Source organism: Anaerolineales bacterium (genome assembly GCA_022866145.1).
In the GTDB taxonomy this organism is placed as follows: domain Bacteria; phylum Chloroflexota; class Anaerolineae; order Anaerolineales; family E44-bin32; genus PFL42.
The window spans coordinates 1-2,981 of record JALHUE010000254.1 but is presented as its reverse complement, the minus strand read 5'-3'; the positions used below and the strand labels follow the sequence as shown (position 1 = coordinate 2,981).

Annotated in this window: 3 protein-coding genes; all 3 read right to left on the bottom strand. The window is 68.0% G+C overall.

Features of this window, described 5'->3' with window-relative positions; translation table 11 throughout:
* The coding region (locus MUO23_07980) for a hypothetical protein (GenBank protein ID MCJ7512893.1) at positions 1–770 on the bottom strand (770 nt) is incomplete at its 3' end.
* Between the two features lie 135 nt (positions 771–905).
* The gene (locus MUO23_07975) at positions 906–2,021 is read right to left on the bottom strand and encodes a hypothetical protein (protein MCJ7512892.1); all 1,116 of its coding nucleotides are present in this window, start codon (positions 2,019–2,021) and stop codon (positions 906–908) included.
* Between the two features lie 302 nt (positions 2,022–2,323).
* Positions 2,324–2,734: a hypothetical protein gene (locus MUO23_07970; GenBank protein ID MCJ7512891.1), complete on the bottom strand. Its 411-nt coding sequence runs from the start codon at positions 2,732–2,734 to the stop codon at positions 2,324–2,326.
* Positions 2,735–2,981: the final 247 nt, after the last annotated feature.

Here is a 2,981-nt window from a genome sequence, read left to right as displayed (position 1 = left end):
TTGGCCGTGAAGCGGAACGTGCGGAAGCTGCCCTGGGCAATCGTCCAGCTGCCCGTCCAGCAGACCCCGTTCCCACAAGGAGTGCACGCAGCCGGACTGCATCCACCGGCGAACGACATCTCTCCTGGAAGCCGGTCGATGACGTCAGTCAGGACGGCGCCGGTCGGGTTGCCATAGTTGATGACCATGATCGTGAATAGCACCGAGGTCGACCCCGGCGGGATGTTGACCGGATTGGCCAGCTTGACCGGGTAGACCAACGGCGTGGGCGTGGGCGTCTGGGTTGGGGTGTCTTGGGGCTGCCGCGTGTTCGTGGGGGCAGCCGATGTGGAAGTCGCCGCCGGCGTCCGGCTGGGGATCGGAGATGGAGAGCCCGCCGGGGTGGCGCTGGGGCCACCCAGGGGTGTGGCGCTTGCGGCCAGCGGCGTGCTGGTCGGGCAGGAGGCGCCGAGCAGGCAGGTGGTGCTGGTTGCCACCTGGAAATCGTCACCCAGGCCCAGGTCGCGGATGGCCTCGAGGGCGAGCTGCGGCAGCAGTGGACCGAAGGACACAACCTGCCAGGCGTTGTAGTCTGCGCCCAGGGCCGAACCTGAGGCCATGCCGCTGGTGTCCGGCGCGGCGCCCAGCAACGAGAGCTGGCCGCAGGCGAACAGGCACAGGAAGATCGCCAGGACGACCGCCAGCCAGGCGATCAGGCCGCGCCGGCGCTTGCGGCTGCGGTCGCGATCTTCCGCCACGGGCATCGGCCCGGCGATCACCTGCGTGGCCACCGCTCGCTCCTCTCCCTGTACCCCGCCTTCTCGGCGAGGATCGTCGACCCTTGCGCCGATTGTCTCACCATTCGCCGGCGGGGGTTGCCTGGAGGCGTTGGGCGGATCCGGTTCAGCTGCCGCATGCTGCCGCCCCTAGGGTGCACTCGTCGGCAGGATTTCGACAGCGTCGACTTCCGTGTTCTCATCCGGCAGACGGGTTTCCCCCGCTGCCGGGGTGGGCGCGGACACGCTGAGAAGCTCATACGTTCCCGGCGGCGCCCCCGAGCCATCCACGTCAATCGTCACCCCGGTCTGATACGGGGGGGCCCCATACAAGTCCCCCGTTGCGATCACGGCGTTTGGTTCCTCCGTCCCGTCCACGCCGAAGTTGCCTACATTGGTGTTCGTGTCAGGCTGACCGTCACCCCAGTCGAAGACGACAAACCAATTCCCCGTGACTGTCTGGCCGATCCTGATCACCACCAAGTCGAACCAGACGACTCCCGCTCCCGGCGCAAGTTCCCTCTCGTAGTACACGAGATCGACGTCGGGAGAGCCATCAACCACGATCGGATTCGCCAGGCTGTAGATCATCTCCATCCCAGGGGACAGCGTTGCGTACGTGCCATCCGGCGTGCCGATATCCGGCTCACATCCCCCGAATGGGCAGGCCGTGGGCACAGCCGTCGGGGGCACTGCTGTCGGTGACGCCGGAGGCACATCGGTGTCGGTGGGTATCGGAGGCACCGGCGTGTTGGCGGGTGTCGCGGTGTACGCCGGAGTCGCCGTGCTCCCTCTGGCGGAAGGCAGCTCATCATTCGGCGTGGCCGAGGGCGGATCGACCTTGGTCGCGGCATGGGTCGCAGTCGGAGCAGTCAGCGTGGGTGTCGGCATGGCCGTGGACGACGGCGTCGGTGTGAGGCTGGGAGGCGTGCAGGAGGCGCCCAAGAGACAGCCGTTGCCCCCGTTAGACAGAACTGGCAGACCGTTCAGGCCGAAATCGCGCAGCGCGGCCAAGATGATCCCCGGGTTCACTGCGGCGAATGCGGCCGGCCGCCATGCCGAGTAGTCGGCGGCCATGCTCGAGCTGGCGTCGAAACCGGATGTGTCGGGAGCACCGCCGATCAGGGCGAACTGCCCACAAGCGTAGACCATCAGGAACACAGAGCCCCCAACGCCCAGCCAGGCCGTCCATCCTCGACGGCTGCCTGCACTCTCATTCGTGGCTCCCGCCAGAGAGCCGGGCCGAACAGTTGTCTCTGTCGTCACTTCTCGTACACCTCAGCTCCCAAGCCTGCGCTCTACAAGCTGCAAGCTGCGCACCGGAGTGTCCCCAATGCCAAGCCCTCCCCGCCACGGGGACGGCCATGGCCACTCATGGCATCATCATGGCATACGCCGTGTCGACGGGCCATCCCACTGAGGGATTAGGCCGCGCGTCCTACATCCCAGATCTGGCCGTTCTCGGGGTGAAGCTGCCACAGGAGGGGTGTGTGGGGTCCATCCGGCGCATGGCGCCGCTTTGCGGTTGCCTTACAGGCGCTCGGCTGCAGGCCAGGCGCGCACCGGCCTCAAGGCCGGGCTTGAGACGCCGATGGCTTGCACTTGGCGTCCTGCACGCCCCCGCACGCCCTGACGCCGGCTGGGTCGGCCCTGGGCGCGATCGGGGTCGCTTCCACCAGGCTGGCTCCGGCCTCGGGGGTGCAGCGGCCTTCCGGCAAGAGGCAGACGCCCGCCCACTCGCGGGGGGCGGATCCCGCCAGGTTCAAGTCCTTGGCAGCCTCAACCAGCAGGGTGTTCAGGACGGGGCCGAAAGTGGTCGGCAGCCAGGGCGAGTAGTCCGCCTGCAGGCGGGGGCCGGTCGGTCCATCCGGATCGACGGAGGCGAGCGGCCGGGCCAGGGCGGCACAGGTCTCGATCACGCACACAACCGACAGGCCAAGCGCCAGCCAGCCCACCGCCGCCCCGCAACCGCGCCGCACAATCCACCCCCGACCTCTCCCCTCCCTGGCCCTGCCTTTGATGGGGCTGCCTCCTGTGGCCGCTTGCTAGGCCTCGAGATGCTAGCTGTCCGTCGGAGGCAGGGAAATGGAGAGCACGTTGCCGCCCAGGTTCTGCCCGCTGAACCACACCTGTCCGCCGATCTTGTCGACCATGGTCTTGATCATGGCCAGCTCCAAACCCGTGGCGCCGCGGGAGGCGGAGGGCGCGGAGTAGGCGCGCTCGAAC